Here is an 18998-nt window from a genome sequence, read left to right on the forward strand (position 1 = left end):
AAAAAACCGAAAACACCAACAGAATTTCTGTTATTGTTTTCGGCAGTCTTCCAAATTGAATTGGGCACACCCTTAATATTAAATTTGACTTAATTATAATAAAATTCATTCATTTGTCAAGCTTGCCTTCAGCCTTATTTGGCCCAGTCAATTAGCCAATTTTTTCTTTATATTTGGTCTGCATCCCTGGAGTACACGTCCATCAAATATACCTCGGGTTGTTAAAGGCTTTCTATTCTCTTGTGTAGGAAATTTCCAAACACCATTACATGCTTCGTACATTAACTCTGGTCTCATAATAGGGTGTTCCGTCCCCCACCTTTGATACCAAGCCTCTGGTCAGTTCATTAATGTTACGGCCTGCCTGGCCCCAGCCTCCTCTTGGAATCACCACCAGGTCTTTTCTTTGCTCACCATCAAATTCAGCAAGGCAGCGGATGGCTCCGAACTGATTTTCTACGATACATACTTTCCCTTCTTCCAAACCAAGTTTTAAGCCCTCTTCCGTGTTAATTTTCACGGGAAGCAGCGTCTTTTGTTCTTCTAAAGAAAGCTCGGAACATAGCCACTCTTTCGGTGCAATAGACATAAGTTGATATTTATAGTCTAAATCTCTTCCTTCTGGCAGTTCAAAGTCGTTCATTAATTGAAACTTTCCCGTTGATGTAGGAAAGTTTTTATCCAGATACGGAACTTTAGGAGTGTCCGGATTATATACACCCCCGTCAAATATTTGCTGCAAGGAAACACCGCGCTCCAAGGTGGGCTTCATGATTATCTCCAGCCACTCGTCCAAAGGTTTCACATATTCTGCGGCAAAATCAAACCGTTTTCCTAATTCCATGAATATCTCAAAATCTGATTTGCATTCTCCAATGGGTGAGATGGCTGGATTCAAGGGTCCAATAAAACTATGCCCATATGAAGCTGCGATGTCTTTTTCCTCTAAAAATGTGGTAACAGGCAATAAAATATCGGCCATTATACCCGTATCATCCAGGAAGTGGCCTACCACTACCAAAAAAGGGACTTCTGAAAGAGCCTCCTTGGTTAGATTGGCATTGGGAAGCATTGAAACCGGATTTCCTGCTGTTATCATTGCCATTTCAATTTTGGGACTCGCATTTTTCAGTTCTTCACCCAGCAGTTGCATATAGAATCTCTTTCTTTTGGGCTGTAGTTCGTCTCCCCATATACTCCAATCATAGGGCGCATACTCCTCAAACCCTTGACTGACTCCTCCCCCAGCTACACCGATAGAACCCGCTGCTGCTCCTAAGGCGTCGATAGCGCGCAGGGTCGTGTGGGCGTATTCCCATCGGTGCAATCCCCAGCCCAGTACAAAAGCAGTGGGCTTCATTTCCTTCAACACCTTAGCTACCTCAAGGATTTGTTCTAATGGCACATTACACAAGGTCGCATATTCCTCTACCGTGCGGGAATAAACAACCCGTTTATAGGCTTCATAGTTAAGACAATGATTCTGCAAAAAATCATTATCTTCAACACCCTCGTCATGTAAAATTCTGGACAGGGCAAGGGCCAGATAAGCATCTGTTCCCGGCTTTGGCTTAAGATGAAGCGCACAAAGCGGAGCTGTTTGAGTATTCACAGGATCAATTAATACCACTTTTCCGTTCCGGTCCTTAATATTATTAATCATAGGCACCAGGTTGACCCCTGTAGCTACAGGATTTCTTCCCCATAAAATCATAGAATTACTATTTTCATAATCCTTTACATCATGGGATATTCTCGTTCCAAAATCTAAATTCTGTGAGCTCTCACCTGTTCCGCCGCAGATAGTTCCCTTCGTAACCGTTGTATTACCCAATAGATTAAAAAATCTTCTGTTCACCAGCTTAAGTGCGGTTCTGGCCCCAAATCCCTGATAATAAAGAATGGATTCCGGGGATTTCGTTTTGCATATCTCCTTGATTTTTCCCGCTATCTCATCGAGGGCTTCTTCCCATGATATGCGTATGAATTTTCCCTGTACCTTTTTTAAAGGATAAGTGATCCTCTCTCTATGATAAACACGTTCTAAGTAGTGATTGCACTTCACACAGGTTCTTCCGTTATTAATAGGATGTTCCTTATTTCCGGTCAGCTTCACAACCAGATCATTTTCAACCCAGGCTAAAATGCCGCAGTTATTGGGACAGTCTCTTGTACATGTTGTTTTTACTATTTTTTTCTCCATCCTCTTCAACCTTCCTTTTCTATCATTATATACAGGGTTATTCCGTTGCCGCAAATACCCCGTGCTTCAGATAAAGGAACCTAAAAACGAGGTTAACATCGCCTGTGTCCCAGTTGGGGGATTCTACACTATCGATGCGGAGCAAGCCTATAAGGTGGTACAGCAAATCAACCCCAAGATCGTTTTGTTTTAGAACTCCTTCCAGTTGGACAATAAAACGAGCAAAAAACGTGCAATTACAAGAATGCACGTTTTTTTAATTGCAACATTAACCCAATAATAGACAAGGTGCCTCGGAAGTTCCTTGGGTTATACCGATCAATGGCCCATGAATGCCGAAGCCGTTCGCTCCATCACATACCAGGAATTCCTGAGCCTACCATCCTCTGCCTGTAATTCATCGTTACCTGCTGATATACTGGTACGGCTATGGCTTACTAATAAAACAAATACACCGTAATCGGACTTCGCGTCCTATTACGGTGTAGCTATTTCCAACAATTTAGAGAAGGCAGATGGACAACAAAAAAGCACTGGGTCGCCTCCAGTGCTTTCTCTCAAGATTATTCTTAGTGCTTAGTGTCTTGCCAGGTAACTATAAATAAAGTCTTGAGGAAGTTTCTTGATTAACAACACCGGCATAGGGGATTTGTTTAACACTGTATACGCTAAACTACCAAAAATCAGCCTATTTAAGGTAGAAGGCCCCCGCGTACCCATAATTATTAATTCAAATGAACCTTTTGTTGCATAATCAAGAATTATATCTGCTATTTGGGATATGTCAGATGTGTCGGAAATACTGTAATCGGTATATAATTCCTCAAGCTTGACGTTGAGCCCTTTATTTGAAAATATTTTGTTAGTTTTGGAAAGTATTTCAGAATATTGTTTTCTTATGTCCGAATCACCTTCCTCGAGCACGCGCTTCACCCAGTCAGAGGTAGGGCTAACCGGCCAAGTGTCTATCCAACTATATACATTCCCTTTAGAACACCCCCAAGAATATCTTTTGTACCTAGGCCTCAACTCTTTACTACTATATTCTGTCCCCAGTGAAGCTCCATCAGCTTCATGTACCTGTACGATGGTCAAATGCATATTGGCCATTTTCGTTAATAGCATGGTAGTATAAACAGCTGCAGAAAACGCCTGGTGTGAACCATCGGAGTAGAGAAGTACTTTAAACTTAGAAGCATTCATGTCAAATACCTCTTTCATCAATACATTTGACACTGATAGCCCTTAAGGCCTTGGTAACAGCCCCGCTCCTTTGACGATTTCCGGCACAATTTCTTCCCAGGCCACTGCCATGATATGAACTCCCCGTACTCCGGGAATAGTCCGCAAATGTTTGATCTGCTCGATGCAAAGTTTGACGCCCTCGGCCGGTTGGTCCTCAGCCTTGCTCATTCTTTCCACAATCCCATCGGGGACCAGCATGCCGGAAACGTTTTTCTGCATATACTTAGCAGCCTTAGCGGACTTGATGGGCATTACCCCGGCCATAATATAGGCTTGCTGGTGGAGGCCCCGCTTGCAGGCCAGATCCATGAAGGCTTCAAAGCGCTCCATGTCGAAGATGCACTGGGTTTGGATGAACTGGGCGCCTGCCCGGATTTTCTTTTCCAGCCGCAGCACCCGGAACTCGAAGGGGTCGGCGAAGGGATTGGCGACCGCCCCGATGAAAAACCGTGGTTCCCCTTGCTTGATTGCTTCCCCGGATTGGAACACTTTGGCTTCCCGCATGTCTTTTACGGTTTTTATTAACTGGATGGAATCCAGATCATAGACGTTTTTCGCTCCTTGATGGTTACCAAAAGCCTGGTGATCCCCCGAGAGACAGAGCACGTTGCGCACTCCCAGGCTGTAGGCCCCCAGCAAATCGCTCTGCAAGGCTATGCGGTTGCGGTCGCGGGTTGTCATCTGGATAATGGGTTCGCCGCCTGCCGCCAGGACATGCACACCGGCCCCGATGCTGGAAAGCCTGACGATGGCTGTCTGGTTGTCGGTGAGGTTTACGGCGTCCACAAATGGCTTCAGGTGTTCGGTGTGCTTGCGGATGCCGTCTCCCTGGGCGTTTTTCGGCGGGCCGATCTCGCAGGTTACTGCAAATTCGCCCTGCTCAAACAGGCTCTGCAGTTTGCTCTTTTCCTCAGCCATCGATCTTCACATCCTCTCTGACCATTTTGCGGGGACCGCCGTCCCTGGACTTAGACCAGTCCTTGGCCCCAGCCACGTCCAGAAGGAGTTCCAACCTGCCCAGCTCGCTCATCCTGTTGTAAATCAACTGCCAGGCGCATTCGTTGGGCTTCACTTCGCATTTGCCATTCTGCGAACCGCCGCAGGGACCGTTTAAGAGGCTCTTGGCGCAGCGGATTACCGGACATACCCCGCCGGTCCGGGCCAGCACACATTCCCCGCACAACCCACAGCGTTCCTCCCAAAGTCCGTGCTCCATGGTCGCACCGGCGAACTTGGTATTCAGGGCCGGAACCACCCAGGTTTGGGGGAATTGTTCCACTAGAAACTGTACACCCACTCCACAGGCCAGGGAAAGGATGCAGTCAATACCTTCCAGCTTTTTGGCCAGCTGCTGCACGTATTCGGGGTCGCACTGGCGGGTCAGGGTTTCCTCCACAGTTTCCAGGGAGTCGCCCATAAGCTCGCGCTTCATGCGCAGAGTGCTGGCCAGAATTCCCACTTCCTTTTCTCCGCCGGCCAGGCAGACCGACACGCAGCCGCCGCAGCCCACTACCAAAACCTTTGACATTCCCTGCAGGGTCTCCAGGATTTCCTCCAACGGTTTCGCTTCTGCTACGATCATTTAGGGTCTCCCTCCTCTCCCTTTCTGGCCCGCTCGGCCCTGGCTGTGTTCAGCGGGTTGGGACCGAGCCTTAAAATTCTTTCCGTCATCTCATTGGCTATTTCGGCGAATCTGGGGCCCATGGAGCCCGACAGGTTGAACATTTCCAGCCTCTCACCGCCGACCCCGACCTTGTCGAGGATCTTTTTGGCGGCGTTAACACGTTTTTTGGCCCTGATGTTGCCTTTGAGGAAGTGGCAATCCCCGTCCATGCAGCCCGCTACATACACCCCGTCCGCTCCGTCCTCAAAGGCTTGCAGCAGGAGACGGATATCCACTTTGCCGGAACAGGGCTGTTCAATCATCCGCACCGTTGGCGGGTACTGCAGGCGCAGCGACCCTGCCAGGTCGGCGGCCGAATAGGCGCAGTAGTAACAACAGAAGGCAATGATTTTGGGATAGAAACTTTCCCCATTTCCACTCTCGCGCTTTTCCATTACTCAGTCCTCCCAACCGCGGAGATTTTGGCCAACATTTGTTCGTCGGTGTAGTGCTGGAGTTGAATGGCTTTGGCCGGGCACTCGCCGACACAGGTGCCGCACCCGTGGCACTGGACAGTTTCGATTTCCGCAACCATTTTGGGCCCGATTTTCGGTACGCTGTAGGGGCAAACCCGGACGCAGGTCAGACAGGCGGCGCATTTTTCCGCTTCCACCTTGGCAACCACCCCACCCACCATCAGGTGGGGCTTAGCCAAGATGGTCACTGCTCGGGCCACTGCCCCCTGGGCCTGATAGATGGCCTCGCTGACAAACTTGGGCGAGTGGGCAGCTCCGCAGAGGAACAATCCAGAGCCTGGAAAATCCATCGGTCCCAGCTTGGCGTGGGTTTCCATGAAAAAGCTGTCTTCATTCAGCGGTACTTTGAGCAGGGTGCCCAGTTCCCTGACGCCCTCGGCCGCTTCAAAACCCTGTGCCAAGACCAAGAGGTCCGGTTTGATCAGAAATTCCAATTCTGAATCCAGGTCTGCTACCCTGATCGACAGCTCCGCGCCAATTTCCGGCGCCGGCAGCTTATCCGGGGAGTAGCGGACGAAGACTATCCCCATTTCCCGAGCCAGCTTGTAGTAGCTCTCCAGGAAACCGTAGGTGCGGATTTCGCGGTGCAGCACATAGACCGTGCCCTGAGGATTTTGCTGCTTCAGCCTGATGGCGTTGGAGATGCCCTGGGTGCAGCAGCTCCTGCTGCAGTAGGGCAGTTCCTCCCCGGCACTGGCGCAGAGGATAATGGCCGCTTCGCGCCATTTGCCCAGCTGTTCGCCATAGGCTGACAGCGGCTTGCCTTCCTGCACCTGCTGCAGGGCGTGGAGTTTTTCTTCCAGCTCTGCCAGGGTGATGATTCTGGGGTCTTTATCCATTCCGTAAACCGGGTTTGCTTCCGACAACCTGCCGCCAGTGGCCACGACAACCACCCCGTGGTGCACCTCCCGGCGCAGGTCCCCAGTCTTCATAGAGCTGACAAAGTGTCCCTGGTGACCGGTAATATCCAGGAGTTCCGTTTGAGTAAACACCTGAATCAAGGGGTTGGACTGGACTTTGTCGATCACCTCAAGCATATATTCCTGTGCGTCCTGGCCGTCTTCCCCAAAGCGCAGGCTGCGCAGGTTGCCGCCCAGGATCTGCTCCCGTTCCACCAGGTAAGACTCGAATCCCTGCTCGGCAAAGGTCAGACAGGCCGTCATTCCGGCTATCCCGCCTCCGATAACCAGAGCCCTGGGGACTACCGGCACCGGTTCCAGGTGCAGGGGCACATGGCCCTTGACCTTGGCCACTGCCGCCCGGACCAAGTCCCTGGCTTTAACCGTAGCCAGTTTTGGCTCAGCCCTGTGCACCCATGAGCACTGGTCCCGAATATTGGCCATTTCGAACAGAAACTGGTTTAATCCGGCCTCCCTTAAGGCCTCTCGGAACAGAGGCTGATGCGTCCTAATGGTGCAGGAAGCCACCACTACCCGGTTAAGCCCTTGCTCGTTTATTACGTCTTCAATGTGTTTGACGGAGTCCTGGGAACAGGTGTAAAGGAACTCCTCGGCGTGGGCCACACCGGGCAGGGTCCTGGCGTAGGCTACAGTGCCGGGAACATCTACGATGGAACCGATGTTGATACCGCAGTGGCAGACAAACACACCCACTTTGGCTGCTTCCCCGCTGACATCGCGTTCAGGAGGATAGACCTTGGGAGTAACCAGCTGGTTACGTCCGTCAGCCAGGAGAGCACCGGCAGCAGCGGCAGCAGCGCTGGCGTTCATCACCGTCTCGGGAATATCTCTGGGACCCTGGAAAGCTCCCGCCACGAAAACCCCCGGTCTGGATGTCTGAATTGGGTCGAGGGGTTTGGTATGGGCGAAGCCGTATTCATTCAAGTTTATCCCCGTAACACGGGCCAGTTCCCCAGCAGCCTTAGGCGGTTTAACCCCCATGGCCAGAACCACCAATTCGAACTCTTCCTCCACGATTTTACTGTCCTGGTAGTATTTGATGATTAGGTTACCGCTCACGGGATCTTCCTTAACGCTGGAGATCATGGTGCGCACATAACGCACCCCGTTTTTCTTGGCTGATTTAACGTACTTGTCAAAGTTCTTGCCGTAGGACCTCATGTCCAGGTAGAATATCGCCGGCTGGATGTTGGCATCGTGTTCACGGGAGATGATGGCTTCTTTGGTCGAATACATACAGCAGATGGAAGAGCAGTATTCAGTTCCCTTATCACAGGTCCGCGATCCTACGCATTGGATAAAGGCGACTTTCTGCGGCGCTTTGCGATCCGAAGGCCGCAGCACATGGCCCTGGGTAGGCCCGGTGGAACTAAGCAGACGTTCATACTCCAGGGAGGTCATGACGTTTTCATAGATGCCGTAGCCGTACTCTCCCCTCAGGTTTCCCGATTCCAGCTGGTAACCGGGAGAGAGGATTACCGCCCCCACGGCCAATTCATAAACTTGGGGTTCTGCCGAATGGTCAATAGCCTTTTTCTTGCATGCTTTGACGCACTGCAGGCATTCGGAGCAAATCCCGCAGTTCAGGCAGCGTTTAGCCTCGTTGATGACCTGCTCCTTAGTCAGGCCTTGATAGACTTCAGAGAAATCCCTGACCCGCCGGGCGGGATCCGCCTGGGCCTGGTTTTGCCGGGCAGCAAGCGTCACCTTCAAGCCTTCAGGTACTCCCACCGGTTCCGGTCTCGCCAGACTCCTGCCCTGCCTGAGATCCTGACCCTGGAGGAAACGGTGGATGGATTCAGCCGCTTCATGGGCGGCGCCGACGGCAGCAACCACGGAAGCTGGCCCGCTGACGATATCCCCGCAGGCGAACACCCCTGCTTGATTGGCAGCGTATGTCAGTTTATCAACCTTAATCACGCCCCGGTTGGTTTCCACCCCTGTTCCGTCCAGGAAGGACAGGTCGCTGGCCTGGCCAATGGAAAGGACAACGCAGTCGGCGCTGATCATTTCCGTTTGCAGTTCATCATAGACCGGATTGAATTGTCCATTTTCATCGAAGACCCGGGTGCAGCGTTTGAAAACTGCTCCGATCACTTCGCCGTTTTTGCCAAGGATTTCTTTGGGTCCCCAACCGGCGTGAACGCGCACCCCTTCTTCCTCGGCTTCATCGATCTCCCATCGGTGAGCCGGCATATGCTCATAATCTTCCAGGCAGTAGAGGTGAACTTCCCCTGCTCCCAGCCGCAGAGCGGTGCGGGCCGTATCTATAGCTACATTGCCCCCGCCGATAATCACTGTTTTCCTGCCTACTGCCGGTGTTTCACCCAAGGCAGCCGCCCGGAGGAACTCGACCCCCAGTTCTACTCCCTTGAGTTCGCTCCCCGGGATGGGCAGCGAACGGCCCTTTTGAAAACCTGTTGCAATAAGCACTGCGTTAAATTCTGATTGCAAGTCCGCAAAGCATACGTCTACCCCGACCCTGGTATTGGGCCTAAAGGTCACTCCCAGGTCTAAGATGGCCTGGGTTTCACGGCTGACAATCTCCCCGGGCAGACGGTAGCGGGGAATTCCGGCTCGCAGCATCCCGCCGGCTTCCGGCAGGGCATCAATGACAGTCACCTGATAACCCAGCTCAGCCAGGTCCTTCGCTGCCGCCAGGCCGCCGGGACCTGCCCCGATTACAGCTATTTTTAAGGGATTTCCCCGTTCATCCAGCAAGAATTCTGCGGGCAGTATGACCAACAGGTTCTGTTCCACCGCTTCAGCCCAACCGTAGTCCGCCGCAGAGCGTTTCAACTGGGCGATGGCGATGGGCTCATCGACCTGCTTGCGGTTGCATTCTCCTTCACAGGGATGGTGACAGATCCGTCCGCAAACCCCGGCAAAGGGCATGCGCCTCCTGATAACCTCCAAGGCCTCGCCGAACTTTCCTTTGGAAAGCAATGCTACATAACCCTGGGCGTTACAGCCTGCCGGGCAGGCGCTCCGGCAGGGAGGCGTGCCGCGTTTTTCCACCAGGTACTTGTTGGGCACCGCCTGGGGAAACAGCTTATAGATTGCTTTGCGCTGCATGGAGTCCTCGTTGAAGCGATCCCCTACCTCAACCGGGCAGACCTGCTCACAATCCCCGCAGGCCGTACACTCGGCCATATTTACATAGCGCGGGGCCTCTACCACCGTGGCCTTAAAGTTACCTGCGTCACCTTCGACTTTGGTCAAAGTTGAACAGGTATGGATTTGAATATTGGGGTGGCTTAAGGTGTCGGACATTTTCGGCCCTAAGAGACACATGGCGCATTCATTGGTGGGAAAGGTTTTGTCCAACTGGGCCATTTTGCCGCCAATTGAGGATTCATCGGTCACCAAATGCACCAAGAATCCCCCATTGGCCAGATCCAGCGCGGACTGCATGCCGGCAATTCCTCCCCCTACCACCATTACGGCGCCAACCACTTTATCTGCCACCGGATATCCCCCCTTGCACTTTGGTTAACACCGAGGTTGTATCTACCAGATGGGACTTAAACCACCGCTTGCTTGCGGAAATCCCCAGGGACAGGCCCACCAGTTCTGTGAAATAAAAAGCAGGTAAACCCTGGGTCTGCCTGCCTTCCATGTTAGCCTGGCACAGGGGACAGGCCGTGACCACAGCTTCCGCGCCCGCCTTCCTGGCCTCGCGGACCAGCTTCTCCACCAGGGAAGACGCCACCGATCCCTCGGTAATCCCCACTCCGCCGCCGCAGCATTCAGTTTTATAGGACCAGCGGACCACTTCAGCACCCAATTCCCGCAGCAGAATATCCATCTTCTGAGGCTGTTCCTGGTTATCGAAGGCGGCAATTTCCGGCCGGACCAGGAAACAGCCATAATAGGGGGCCAGTTTAATGCCGTTCAGCGAAGTCCGCAGCTGTCCTTTGATCTTGTTGAGCATTTCCGGCCTGGTTAGCAAGTCTAAAGGATGGGTTACCCGGACTTTTTCCCGGTAGGGTTTGCCCAGAACCTGCTCCACTTTAGCCTGCAGCTTCCTGGCCTCTGCGGATTTTTTCTGCAGATAGCCGGTGGTGGAGCGCAAGATGCTGTAGCAAGCCGCACAGGGTACTATCAGGTCTTCTCCCACATCCTCGGCGATCATCAGGTTGCGCAGGGGCAGGGCCCGGCTGAGGGCATGCCCGGCGCCGTGGGCTGAACTCGCGCCGCAGCAGTTCCAGTCCGGAATTTCCGCATAGTCCACGCCAAGGGCCCTAAGCACTGCACGACAGGAAAGGTCGTATTCCCTGGCGCTGGTATGCAGGGAACATCCGGGATAGTAACCAAGTCGCTCACCCATTGTCCTTACCCCCTTCCTGTTTGCGGAGTGCTGCTTCTATCTGGAAAATCTCGCGGATTTGCCGGCTGTTGCTGCAGCGGTTGGGGAGAAGCGCCAACTTCCCTTTAAGGAACATCCTGGCTCCCAATCCTTTATCGTCGGTCCATCTCTTGGAGCGCCATTTGTAACCGGCCACCATGCCCAGCTCAAATACTCTGCCATGGTGCCTGACCGAAGCCAGGAAGCAGTCGTGGAAAAAGGGTAAGCTTTCAGCTGTCAAATCCCCGGCCCTTAAGGCCCGGGCCTTGATTACGTCAAGGATTGCCGATATGTTGATGCCATTAGGGCAGCGTGCCTGGCAAGTCATGCACCCCGTACAGTACCAGATTCCCGGCGAAGCGAGCAGCTCCTCCTGCTTCCCCAGCTGGGCCAGCCTCACCATCTGGTGGGGTCTGATGTCTGTGTAGGAGCTTACCGGACAGCCGCCGCTGCACTTCTTGCATTGATAACAGCTTCTGATGGACTGACCGCTCTCCGCTTCCAGCAGCTCAAGGAAATCGTTCATTCCTATACCCCCAAACAATTATAGATTCTTAACAAGGCAGGTTCGTGCCAACACTAACAGGGCTCAAACCTGCCATTCCAGGCATATGAAAAAGATGGTTTGTCTTCTGTTCCAGTGGCCGTTCATTAGCATTCAGCCCCATATTTAGGTTTTTACTAATGCCAGGAGTTTGACAGAATCCAAATCATCAACCGGTTTGCTGGCAGGATGGTCGCCAAGCAAATTATGATCCCCAGTATCTGCGAGGACATTTCAGATACCCAAGCTTCCGGCTGCCAGAGGTGCCGCCCGCAATTCCATTGAGGTGCCTCCGCATGGACCACTTACTATGCTTGATGGACAGCATTATCAAAGGCTTTTTCGAACATCATGAGAATACTTAAAATATACTTTTCATGCGGATCAAGGCTAAACTTTTCTATTTTATGGTACTCTTCATCGTTCAATCGAATATTCTTTTGTGGACTTATAGAGTCATACAATAGATTTAACTTGGACTTAAGAGAGGATGGCACCTCGATGATCAGCCCATGAATATCTTTTTCCCGATTTAGCGACTCAATTAAGGCAACGACCCTTTCCAACCCGATATTTTGAGGAAGCAAATACTCGGAGTAACGAATGGGCAATGAGTCACAGGTTTTCTGCAGGAGATCTCTGGAAATAGCAGTATCAGGTCCGTCAATCAACACTGCAGCTATACAGACCGCCACGTTTAATCGTTCAAATAAAAATTCTAAATCATCAGTAAGAGACTCGAAGCTTCTTTCAATATACCGAGATCCTAATCCATTCATATCAATATCCAAAGCAGCTCCCCCCCCTTATATATTTTAAACTAATACATTATATTTTGAATATTCTGAAAAATGCTTTTCCTATGGTATCATTATTTTCACAACATCATCTCGACACCATTTTACTTGATGGGGCTCCATTCGATCAACAGAGTGACTATGGATGGGTCTATGAACGGAAGCATCCTCTTCCGGTGAGAAGAGGATGCTTTTTTCATTAAGCAGCATTCATTTGGTTATTCTCAATATTACGATTTTTTCCCAATCACTGGGTCAATCAACTCCAAAAGATAATCCGAAAAATCATTTGTTATGCTTTTCACCAAGTAACTCCAGCCATATATTCATTATGGCAATCCAAGCAATCTACTTCTCCCCATCCCCGGCATATGGAACGATACTCTTCTTGCCCTCCCCTATATATTTGCCTGTAGTAACCAAGGTTTTCTTCCAAGACTTAGCTCTTAATTATAAGTCCTAATAGTTTTGAAAATGATATTACTTGTTCAGGGGAAACAATGCATCCATCCAGGTCATCGATAGCAACCCCTAAGCCATCTATTTTACAACTGCTTAAATCAATTCCCTTTAGGCATGCTCCTGACATTCCAGTTTGCTGAAGATTAGAATTGTGAAACGCGACTTTTGAAAATTTAGCTTTGTAGAAGTCAGCGCTGCAAAGTGAACAATTATTAAAATTAACCTGTTTGCAATCCAAAAAACGGAACAAAGCATAACTTCCATCACATTCATCAAAAAGTACATTCCGTAGTGCAGAATCACTCATATTCATTCCAACCATTTTGCAGTTGATCATCTCTGCTTTATGTATGACAGATTCGCTAAAATTCACATTTGATAAATCGCAGTTTTCAAACCTAACATCGACTAAATCAAGGCATTTAAAGGACACATTGTCAAACTTTACGTTCTTAAAAAGTACTTTATTAAAAGACACATGGTCAGCATTTTGATCCTTGCACAGACCATTGCTAATAATCCCCCTAGTAAATGAATCTTCTGATAGAATACACTTATCGAAAATTGAAAGCATATCTAACTCCTTCGGGAGATTAGGGGATATTATTTCCAAGCTTGATTTCCTATCTTCCATACTACACCCCCCACTATAACTATTTAGGGAATCGCCATTGATTACCATTGTACCATATACATTGAATGGTTTGGCCTAGGTTATCCACAACTATGGCCTCCGGCGGCTATCATGGTCTATCAAGGGGCGACTCAACGTAAGTGCTATTTGATTTTTATCCAGCTAATAATGGCAGTAAAGACAGGGATTAGATTCAGAAGGGAGTTTCCAGTTGACTTTTGGGCAGGAATTGAAGACAAAAAAATAGAAATAGGCTAGTGTTCCTATTTATTATTAGTAAAGCACAATATATTGTCCGAGTTCCATCATAAAAAAAGCAAATTCCTGAAAAAAATCGCCGAGGTGCCCTATGACTCAAAATAACTTCAATTTGGATTTCGAAAGCTTTCAGCTATTGCTTCTAGAGATGGCGCAGCAGCGTTCGGTCGATGAATTGCTACAATTGGTTACATCATCTCTGGCATCGAACTGTAACGTGGCCCTGGCTAGGGTCTGGATGATCACCCCAGGGGATATTTGCAACACCTGCAATGAATACGCGGCCTGCCAGGACAAAAGCCGCTGTCTCCACCTGATGGCTAGCTGCGGGCTCTCCATAGACAACATAACCAACTGGAACACAATCGAACACGGTGCCTTTAGACGCTTCCCTATGGGAGTACGCAAGGTAGGCCGGATTGCATCGTCGGGCCAGCCCGGCAACATCTCAGCCATTAGCGGCAACTCTGACTGGATTGCCGATAAGGCCTGGGTGAAAAAGGAGCATATCGCCAGCTTCGTAGGCCAGCCGTTAATCTATAAAGGTGAAGTCCTTGGTGTTCTGGCAATGTTTACGCGCATCGCTCTAAATCAGGGAGCACTAGGGCTTATGCGTATGATCGCTGATCATTTGGCTTATGCCGTTTCCAATGCGCGAGCCTTTGCCGAGATCAAACGTCTCAAAAGGCAAATCGAGAATGAAAACGCTTATCTGCGCGAAGAAGTCAATATCGCCCAATCCTTCAATGGTATCATTGGTAAAAGCAACGCCCTCCATGAAATTCTACGGCAAATCGTTCTTGTTGCACCCGTCGACACCAGTGTGCTTATCACCGGAGAATCGGGCACGGGCAAGGAGCTCATCGCCAGAGAGATCCACTCTAGAAGCAAGCGGGTCGGGCATCCTATGATCAAAATTAATTGTGCCGCTATCCCCAAAAATCTATTCGAGAGCGAATTCTTCGGGCATGCTCGGGGTGCTTTCACTGGAGCGCACAAGGATCGGGAGGGATTTTTTCAGATCGCCGACCGAGGAACGCTATTCTTAGACGAGGTCAGCGAGATCCCCCTCGAACTGCAGGGTAAGCTTCTGCGCGTCCTGCAAGAAGGTGAATACCAGCGCGTAGGCGAGGAAAAAGTCCGAAAAGTTGACGTACGCATCATTTCCGCAACAAACCGCGATCTCGGGCGAGAGGTCACAGCAGGACGCTTCCGTGAAGATCTTTACTACCGAGTTAGTGTATTCCCCTTTCTTCTGCCTCCACTTCGTGACCGTAAGGACGACATACCGCTTTTGGTCAACCACTTTTTGGTCCTTACCTCTCGAAGACTCAACCGCCCAAAGCCTCGCCTCACCCAATCTGATATTGAGCTCCTGACAAAATACGACTGGCCCGGCAATATCCGTGAACTACAAAATGTCATTGAGCGGGCGGTCATTACTTCTCATTTGGGGAAGCTGGACTCCGGTATTTCCTCCATAGCTCACTTGGGAGTCAGCGCTACTGCCCCCAGTGTCCACACCAAGGATCATATCGACAAGCGCGGCATCCTAACTGACGCCGAAATACGTCAATTGGAGAGAGAAAATATGATCAAGGCGCTCAGGGTCTGTAACGGCAAGATCTACGGACCCAGAAGTGCAAGCGAGAAACTTAGGATAAAGCCGACCACTCTAATTTCGCGCTTGAAAAAGATGGGAATCACTCTTGACGATTGGCACGGCCGCAATTAGTCTAGTACCCCCAAGCAAATCGGGTCTTGACATCCCCTGGCACCATCTGATCTAAGTGAAAAGATTTAGCCACTTCCGGGTTTACAACTAAAACACAATGGCAGCAATGAAATTCCGTCAATATAAACGGAATATCGTTGCTGCCATTGTGTTCTTCCTTTCAAGAAACTTCGTATTCACCTCTTATTGTTGATTATTTTGATTATTCCCACAAAAAAAGACTCTGGCATAGCAATTGCATTATTGTAACCACAAAGGGGGGATCATGATGCCGCTGATAAAAGTACTGGCATAGCAATTGCGACAGGGCACCTGTTTTAAATTGCAACCTTTAATTAAGAGAGGAGTAATCATATGGGAGACAAGAAACATTCACAAACGCATGATGCTGACCATCACGATCACGATGACCACCACCATCATCACCACGATAACGATTTCACTGATTACATGGCCGCAGTTACGGAATATCGCAGGTCCTTTGCCAGCAAAGCTGACGTTATGTCCCAGGCTCCTGATCCCGCAGTGAGGGAAATGGTTGCCTATATGGATAGTATGGGCATCGAAAACTGTTTTGACCGTTTCGACAAACAAAAACCTCACTGCGCTTTTGGATTAGCCGGTATCTGTTGCAAAAACTGCTCGCTCGGTCCTTGCAAGATAACTGAGAAGTCTCCACGGGGTACCTGCGGAGCGACTGCAGATCTCATCGTAGCGCGCAACATGGCCCGCGCGGCTGCTGGAGGTGTGGCAGCGCATGGAGCGCGCGCCCGTGAAGTCATGCTAACCCTGAAAAAGGCTGCCTCTGGAGAGATCGATCTCCCCATCGTGGGCAAAAACAAGGTGCTTGGCGTAGCCAACATGTACGGGCTTGAGACCGAAGGCAAAACCATCGAATCTTTGGCTGGTGAAATTGCGGATATTTTACTCGAAGATATGAGCCGTACGGTGCCTGGCAAGCACCGAACTCTTACTGCAGTAGCCCCGCCCGAAAGACAGCAGGTATGGAACGATCTCGGAATAACTCCGATCAGCTCGTATCACGAGATTTTTGAGACCTTGCACGCGACCACAGTCGCAACCCAAGGCGACTGGCGTAAAGCGATGGATCAGTTCCTGCGCTTAGGTATCACATTTTCAATGAACAGCGTGGTGGGCGGCTCCATTGCCAGCGACTGTCTCTTCGGCATTCCCACGCGAAGCACCATCAAGGCGAATCTTGGAGCGCTGAAAAAAGACTTTGTTAATATAGCCATTCACGGTCATGCTCCTTTGCTGGCCACGGAAGTCATCAAAACGGCCCGAACTGAAAAATTCGTCACCATGGCTAAGGAGGCCGGAGCCCAGGGTATCCAATTTTACGGAATCTGTTGTTCCGGTCTGTCAACCATGTACCGCCTTGGCGGAGTCATTCCGCTCTCCAACGCTAACGGCGCTGAGCTGGTAGTGGCCACAGGCGCGCTGGATCTTTGGCTGGCTGACATCCAAGAAGTTTTTCCGGGTATCATGGATGTCGCGAACTGCTTTAAGACTGTGGTTGTCACCACGAACGAATCCAACCGCCTGCCTGGGGCGGAACATATCGGTTACAAGCGAGATCTCTCCGACCTGAATCGACTTCCGGAATTAGCCGACAGAATTGTAACCCGCGCGATCGAAAGCTTCAAAAACCGCCTGGACGTAAAGAGACATATCCCTCCCTACGAAGTGGAAGCGGAAGTGGGATTCGGTCTTGAGTACCTCAGCGAATACTATGGCGGAAGCGTCAAGCCCATTGCCGACGCTCTTAAGGAGGGCAAGATTCTCGGCATCATTAACTTGGCTGGATGCACAAATACCCGCATCGTGTTTGAAAAGGCCATCGTGGATGTAGCAGACATCTTGCTGAAGAATAACATTCTTATCTTTGCCAACGGTTGTGCCTCCTTTCCAATGGCCAAGCTCGGTTACTGCTCGGTCAAGGGACAGGATAAATGCGGAAATAGTTTGAAGGAATTTCTCGGTTCGGATATGCCCCCGGTCATGCATTTTGGCGAATGCATCGATAACGCCCATGCCGTCGGCACCTTCGCTACCATAGCTGGCCTGCTCGGCCATCCGATCAAAGATTTACCCTTTGCTGAAGTGACGCCCGAATGGTCCAACGAGAAGGGCGTAGGCGCGGCCCTTGCTTTCCGTATGCTGGGCTTTGATTCCTACCATTGTGTTCATGCTCCGGTACAAGGTTCTAAAAAGGTGATGGATTTCCTTTACGGAGGCACAAGAGAACTGCTCGGTTCCTGCATGAACGTTGACCCGGACCCAGAAAAACTTGCCCAGATGATCATCTCAGACTTTAAAACTGCAAGAAAGAAGCTTGCATGGGACGTTTAGCAGAGTCATTAACCAAGTTCGTGGTGGGCACAGTGCTTTATCGTGCCCACCACAAACTTGCAGTCGAGCCAAAACTTTGCATGGAGGGGAGAGTGCATAAGTGCATAAGAAATTGAATTCGGTGCAGATAAGAGTTACGTCCATTTGCCGAAGAGAATTTGCGAGGGACGTTTACCGCCCGGGAGTCATTTCGTTGTCGCGCATCGTCTGGGGCTCGCTTGGCGGCAGCATAGCGCTTGCCATCATCGGTATTCTGTCCAAAGTCGTGGGGATAGCAGTGCTCTTTCCACCTCTGGCAGCAACCTGTTTTATCAATTCCAATTGCGTGTACTTGCGCGTGGCTCGGCCCAAACCGGTCATTGTCGGACATTTTGTTTCATCGATCGGCGGGCTGGCGGGGGTTTGGACAGGAGACTTGTTGGCAGGGGGAACTGACTTTGTTATTCCGCTTAAACTCAGTCTAGCGCTGCTTTACGCTGCATTGCTGATGCAGGTTTTTGACGCGGATCATCCTCCAGCAGCAGCCACCGCTGTCATTCCAGCTATTTTACCGTTGCCCATGCCCGCGCAGTTGTTTCCCGTATACATGGCTTGGGGAGCAACCATCGCCGTACTTTTCGCCCTCGTCTGGAACCGGGTTTGGTTCGAATTTCCGGCTAAAGATGACGACTATTGCGTTAAATATGCAGGGCTGTACATGGAAAAACCGCAGGTATGGGGCTTGGCTTTATGCATGGTTAGCACGCTCTTGATGAGTTGCAAGCAAGTTGCGCCGACACTCTATTCGATTGGGCTTTGGGGCATGACACTAGGCGTCTTGCTTCTAGGGATGCACCATTTTGTAGTTGCCTTGGTAACTCCGAAAACTGAAAATTGACCCTTCGGCATTTTCCGGGCCTTCATCCCAGTTAATCTTTAACCATTTCAGGCTATCCAGAATTCCCAACCAGAAGGACACCTGTTTCTGCATTCCTTTAGACAGTTTGACAACTGAGCCCCAACTGCCTACTAGTCTACATATACCGTCTGATCCTTTATCTGATAGAGAATTAAAATACCACTTTTCGACGAATAGCCTGTGGTACTTATTGAGCGGGAGATAAATTCTGCATCAAGAAATGGAAAACGCTCCTGCATGGTGGAAAGGGAATGAATAGCGTTCATAAGATCTTTTTTTGTCTTACGCGCTGCAACGGGGCTTTTTTGTGCCAGTAACTGAACATGGCTCGCCAGCATCTGACGGGCACGGTCGGTACTCCATTCCAATCCGCTCGTCATGGCTGACTCAAAGATGTTGGATAATCCAATATAGACCTAATTTTAGAGACCACGGTAAAAAC

The 18998-nt window shown here is 50.2% G+C and carries 14 protein-coding genes and 1 pseudogene; 4 read left to right on the forward strand and 11 right to left on the reverse strand.

What is annotated here, in order from left to right; all coding sequences use genetic code 11:
* Window positions 1-265 precede the first annotated feature (265 nt).
* Window positions 266-2203 (reverse strand): molybdopterin-containing oxidoreductase family protein, encoded by a 1938-nt coding sequence (locus DESOR_RS21275; RefSeq protein WP_014186657.1) that lies wholly within the window; start codon window positions 2201-2203, stop codon window positions 266-268.
* Between the two features lie 61 nt (window positions 2204-2264).
* Here DESOR_RS21275 and DESOR_RS30465 point away from each other — a divergent pair, with 61 nt between their 5' ends.
* On the forward strand, window positions 2265-2396 hold the full coding sequence (locus tag DESOR_RS30465; protein WP_242832378.1) for an MBL fold metallo-hydrolase: 132 nt from the start codon (window positions 2265-2267) through the stop codon (window positions 2394-2396).
* Between the two features lie 383 nt (window positions 2397-2779).
* Here the strand turns inward: DESOR_RS30465 and DESOR_RS21280 are convergent, their stop codons facing one another.
* The 9 genes from DESOR_RS21280 to DESOR_RS21320 form a co-directional block, all read right to left on the reverse strand.
* A complete protein-coding gene (locus tag DESOR_RS21280; RefSeq protein WP_014186658.1) occupies window positions 2780-3406 on the reverse strand; it encodes a universal stress protein in 627 nt (208 codons plus the stop codon).
* 42 nt (window positions 3407-3448) lie between these two features.
* Window positions 3449-4366 (reverse strand): methylenetetrahydrofolate reductase, encoded by a 918-nt coding sequence (locus tag DESOR_RS21285; protein ID WP_014186659.1) that lies wholly within the window; start codon window positions 4364-4366, stop codon window positions 3449-3451.
* Window positions 4359-5030, reverse strand: coding sequence for a methylenetetrahydrofolate reductase C-terminal domain-containing protein (locus DESOR_RS21290; protein ID WP_014186660.1), 672 nt, complete (start codon window positions 5028-5030; stop codon window positions 4359-4361). Before DESOR_RS21290 ends, DESOR_RS21285 begins: the two co-directional genes overlap by 8 nt.
* Window positions 5027-5506: a hydrogenase iron-sulfur subunit gene (locus DESOR_RS21295; protein ID WP_014186661.1), complete on the reverse strand. Its 480-nt coding sequence runs from the start codon at window positions 5504-5506 to the stop codon at window positions 5027-5029. The genes DESOR_RS21290 and DESOR_RS21295 overlap by 4 nt, the downstream gene beginning before the upstream one ends.
* Complete coding sequence (locus tag DESOR_RS21300; RefSeq protein WP_014186662.1) at window positions 5506-9975, reverse strand: FAD-dependent oxidoreductase; 4470 nt, start codon at window positions 9973-9975, stop codon at window positions 5506-5508. The genes DESOR_RS21295 and DESOR_RS21300 overlap by 1 nt, the downstream gene beginning before the upstream one ends.
* Window positions 9965-10837: a CoB--CoM heterodisulfide reductase iron-sulfur subunit B family protein gene (locus tag DESOR_RS21305; RefSeq protein ID WP_014186663.1), complete on the reverse strand. Its 873-nt coding sequence runs from the start codon at window positions 10835-10837 to the stop codon at window positions 9965-9967. The genes DESOR_RS21300 and DESOR_RS21305 overlap by 11 nt, the downstream gene beginning before the upstream one ends.
* Complete coding sequence (locus DESOR_RS21310) at window positions 10830-11381, reverse strand: 4Fe-4S dicluster domain-containing protein (protein WP_014186664.1); 552 nt, start codon at window positions 11379-11381, stop codon at window positions 10830-10832. The genes DESOR_RS21305 and DESOR_RS21310 overlap by 8 nt, the downstream gene beginning before the upstream one ends.
* Before the next feature lie 326 nt (window positions 11382-11707).
* On the reverse strand, window positions 11708-12190 hold the full coding sequence (locus DESOR_RS21315; RefSeq protein ID WP_042331509.1) for a tetrahydrofolate dehydrogenase/cyclohydrolase catalytic domain-containing protein: 483 nt from the start codon (window positions 12188-12190) through the stop codon (window positions 11708-11710).
* A gap of 445 nt (window positions 12191-12635) precedes the next feature.
* On the reverse strand, window positions 12636-13292 hold the full coding sequence (locus tag DESOR_RS21320; RefSeq protein WP_014186665.1) for a pentapeptide repeat-containing protein: 657 nt from the start codon (window positions 13290-13292) through the stop codon (window positions 12636-12638).
* A 349-nt stretch (window positions 13293-13641) separates the two neighbouring features.
* On the opposite strand from DESOR_RS21320, the gene DESOR_RS21325 reads away from it, so the two are divergent.
* The 3 genes from DESOR_RS21325 to DESOR_RS21335 all read left to right on the forward strand — a co-directional run bounded on the left by DESOR_RS21325 (window position 13642) and on the right by DESOR_RS21335 (window position 18535).
* Window positions 13642-15285, forward strand: a complete 1644-nt coding sequence (locus tag DESOR_RS21325) for a sigma-54-dependent Fis family transcriptional regulator (protein ID WP_014186666.1) — start codon at window positions 13642-13644, stop codon at window positions 15283-15285.
* 354 nt (window positions 15286-15639) lie between these two features.
* The gene (locus tag DESOR_RS21330) at window positions 15640-17658 is read left to right on the forward strand and encodes an anaerobic carbon-monoxide dehydrogenase catalytic subunit (protein ID WP_014186667.1); all 2019 of its coding nucleotides are present in this window, start codon (window positions 15640-15642) and stop codon (window positions 17656-17658) included.
* A gap of 193 nt (window positions 17659-17851) precedes the next feature.
* Window positions 17852-18535 (forward strand): HPP family protein, encoded by a 684-nt coding sequence (locus DESOR_RS21335; protein WP_242832379.1) that lies wholly within the window; start codon window positions 17852-17854, stop codon window positions 18533-18535.
* A gap of 131 nt (window positions 18536-18666) precedes the next feature.
* Here the strand turns inward: DESOR_RS21335 and DESOR_RS21340 are convergent.
* A pseudogene (locus tag DESOR_RS21340) lies at window positions 18667-18936 on the reverse strand (type II toxin-antitoxin system RelE/ParE family toxin).
* Between the last annotated feature and the right edge of the window lie 62 nt (window positions 18937-18998).

This window comes from Desulfosporosinus orientis DSM 765, from assembly GCF_000235605.1.
Lineage (GTDB): Bacteria > Bacillota > Desulfitobacteriia > Desulfitobacteriales > Desulfitobacteriaceae > Desulfosporosinus > Desulfosporosinus orientis.

What these genes read in the sequence shown, in the direction of transcription:
- DESOR_RS21310 (WP_014186664.1), bottom strand. Translation starts at nt 11,381, where the DNA reads ATGAACGATTTCCTTGAGCTGCTGGAAGCGGAGAGCGGTCAGTCCATC.
- DESOR_RS21305 (WP_014186663.1), bottom strand. Translation starts at nt 10,837, where the DNA reads ATGGGTGAGCGACTTGGTTACTATCCCGGATGTTCCCTGCATACCAGC.
- DESOR_RS21275 (WP_014186657.1), bottom strand. Translation starts at nt 2,203, where the DNA reads ATGGAGAAAAAAATAGTAAAAACAACATGTACAAGAGACTGTCCCAAT.
- DESOR_RS21280 (WP_014186658.1), bottom strand. Translation starts at nt 3,406, where the DNA reads ATGAATGCTTCTAAGTTTAAAGTACTTCTCTACTCCGATGGTTCACAC.
- DESOR_RS21285 (WP_014186659.1), bottom strand. Translation starts at nt 4,366, where the DNA reads ATGGCTGAGGAAAAGAGCAAACTGCAGAGCCTGTTTGAGCAGGGCGAA.
- DESOR_RS21290 (WP_014186660.1), bottom strand. Translation starts at nt 5,030, where the DNA reads ATGATCGTAGCAGAAGCGAAACCGTTGGAGGAAATCCTGGAGACCCTG.
- DESOR_RS21320 (WP_014186665.1), bottom strand. Translation starts at nt 13,292, where the DNA reads ATGGAAGATAGGAAATCAAGCTTGGAAATAATATCCCCTAATCTCCCG.
- DESOR_RS21295 (WP_014186661.1), bottom strand. Translation starts at nt 5,506, where the DNA reads ATGGAAAAGCGCGAGAGTGGAAATGGGGAAAGTTTCTATCCCAAAATC.
- DESOR_RS21330 (WP_014186667.1), top strand. Translation starts at nt 15,640, where the DNA reads ATGGGAGACAAGAAACATTCACAAACGCATGATGCTGACCATCACGAT.
- DESOR_RS21325 (WP_014186666.1), top strand. Translation starts at nt 13,642, where the DNA reads ATGACTCAAAATAACTTCAATTTGGATTTCGAAAGCTTTCAGCTATTG.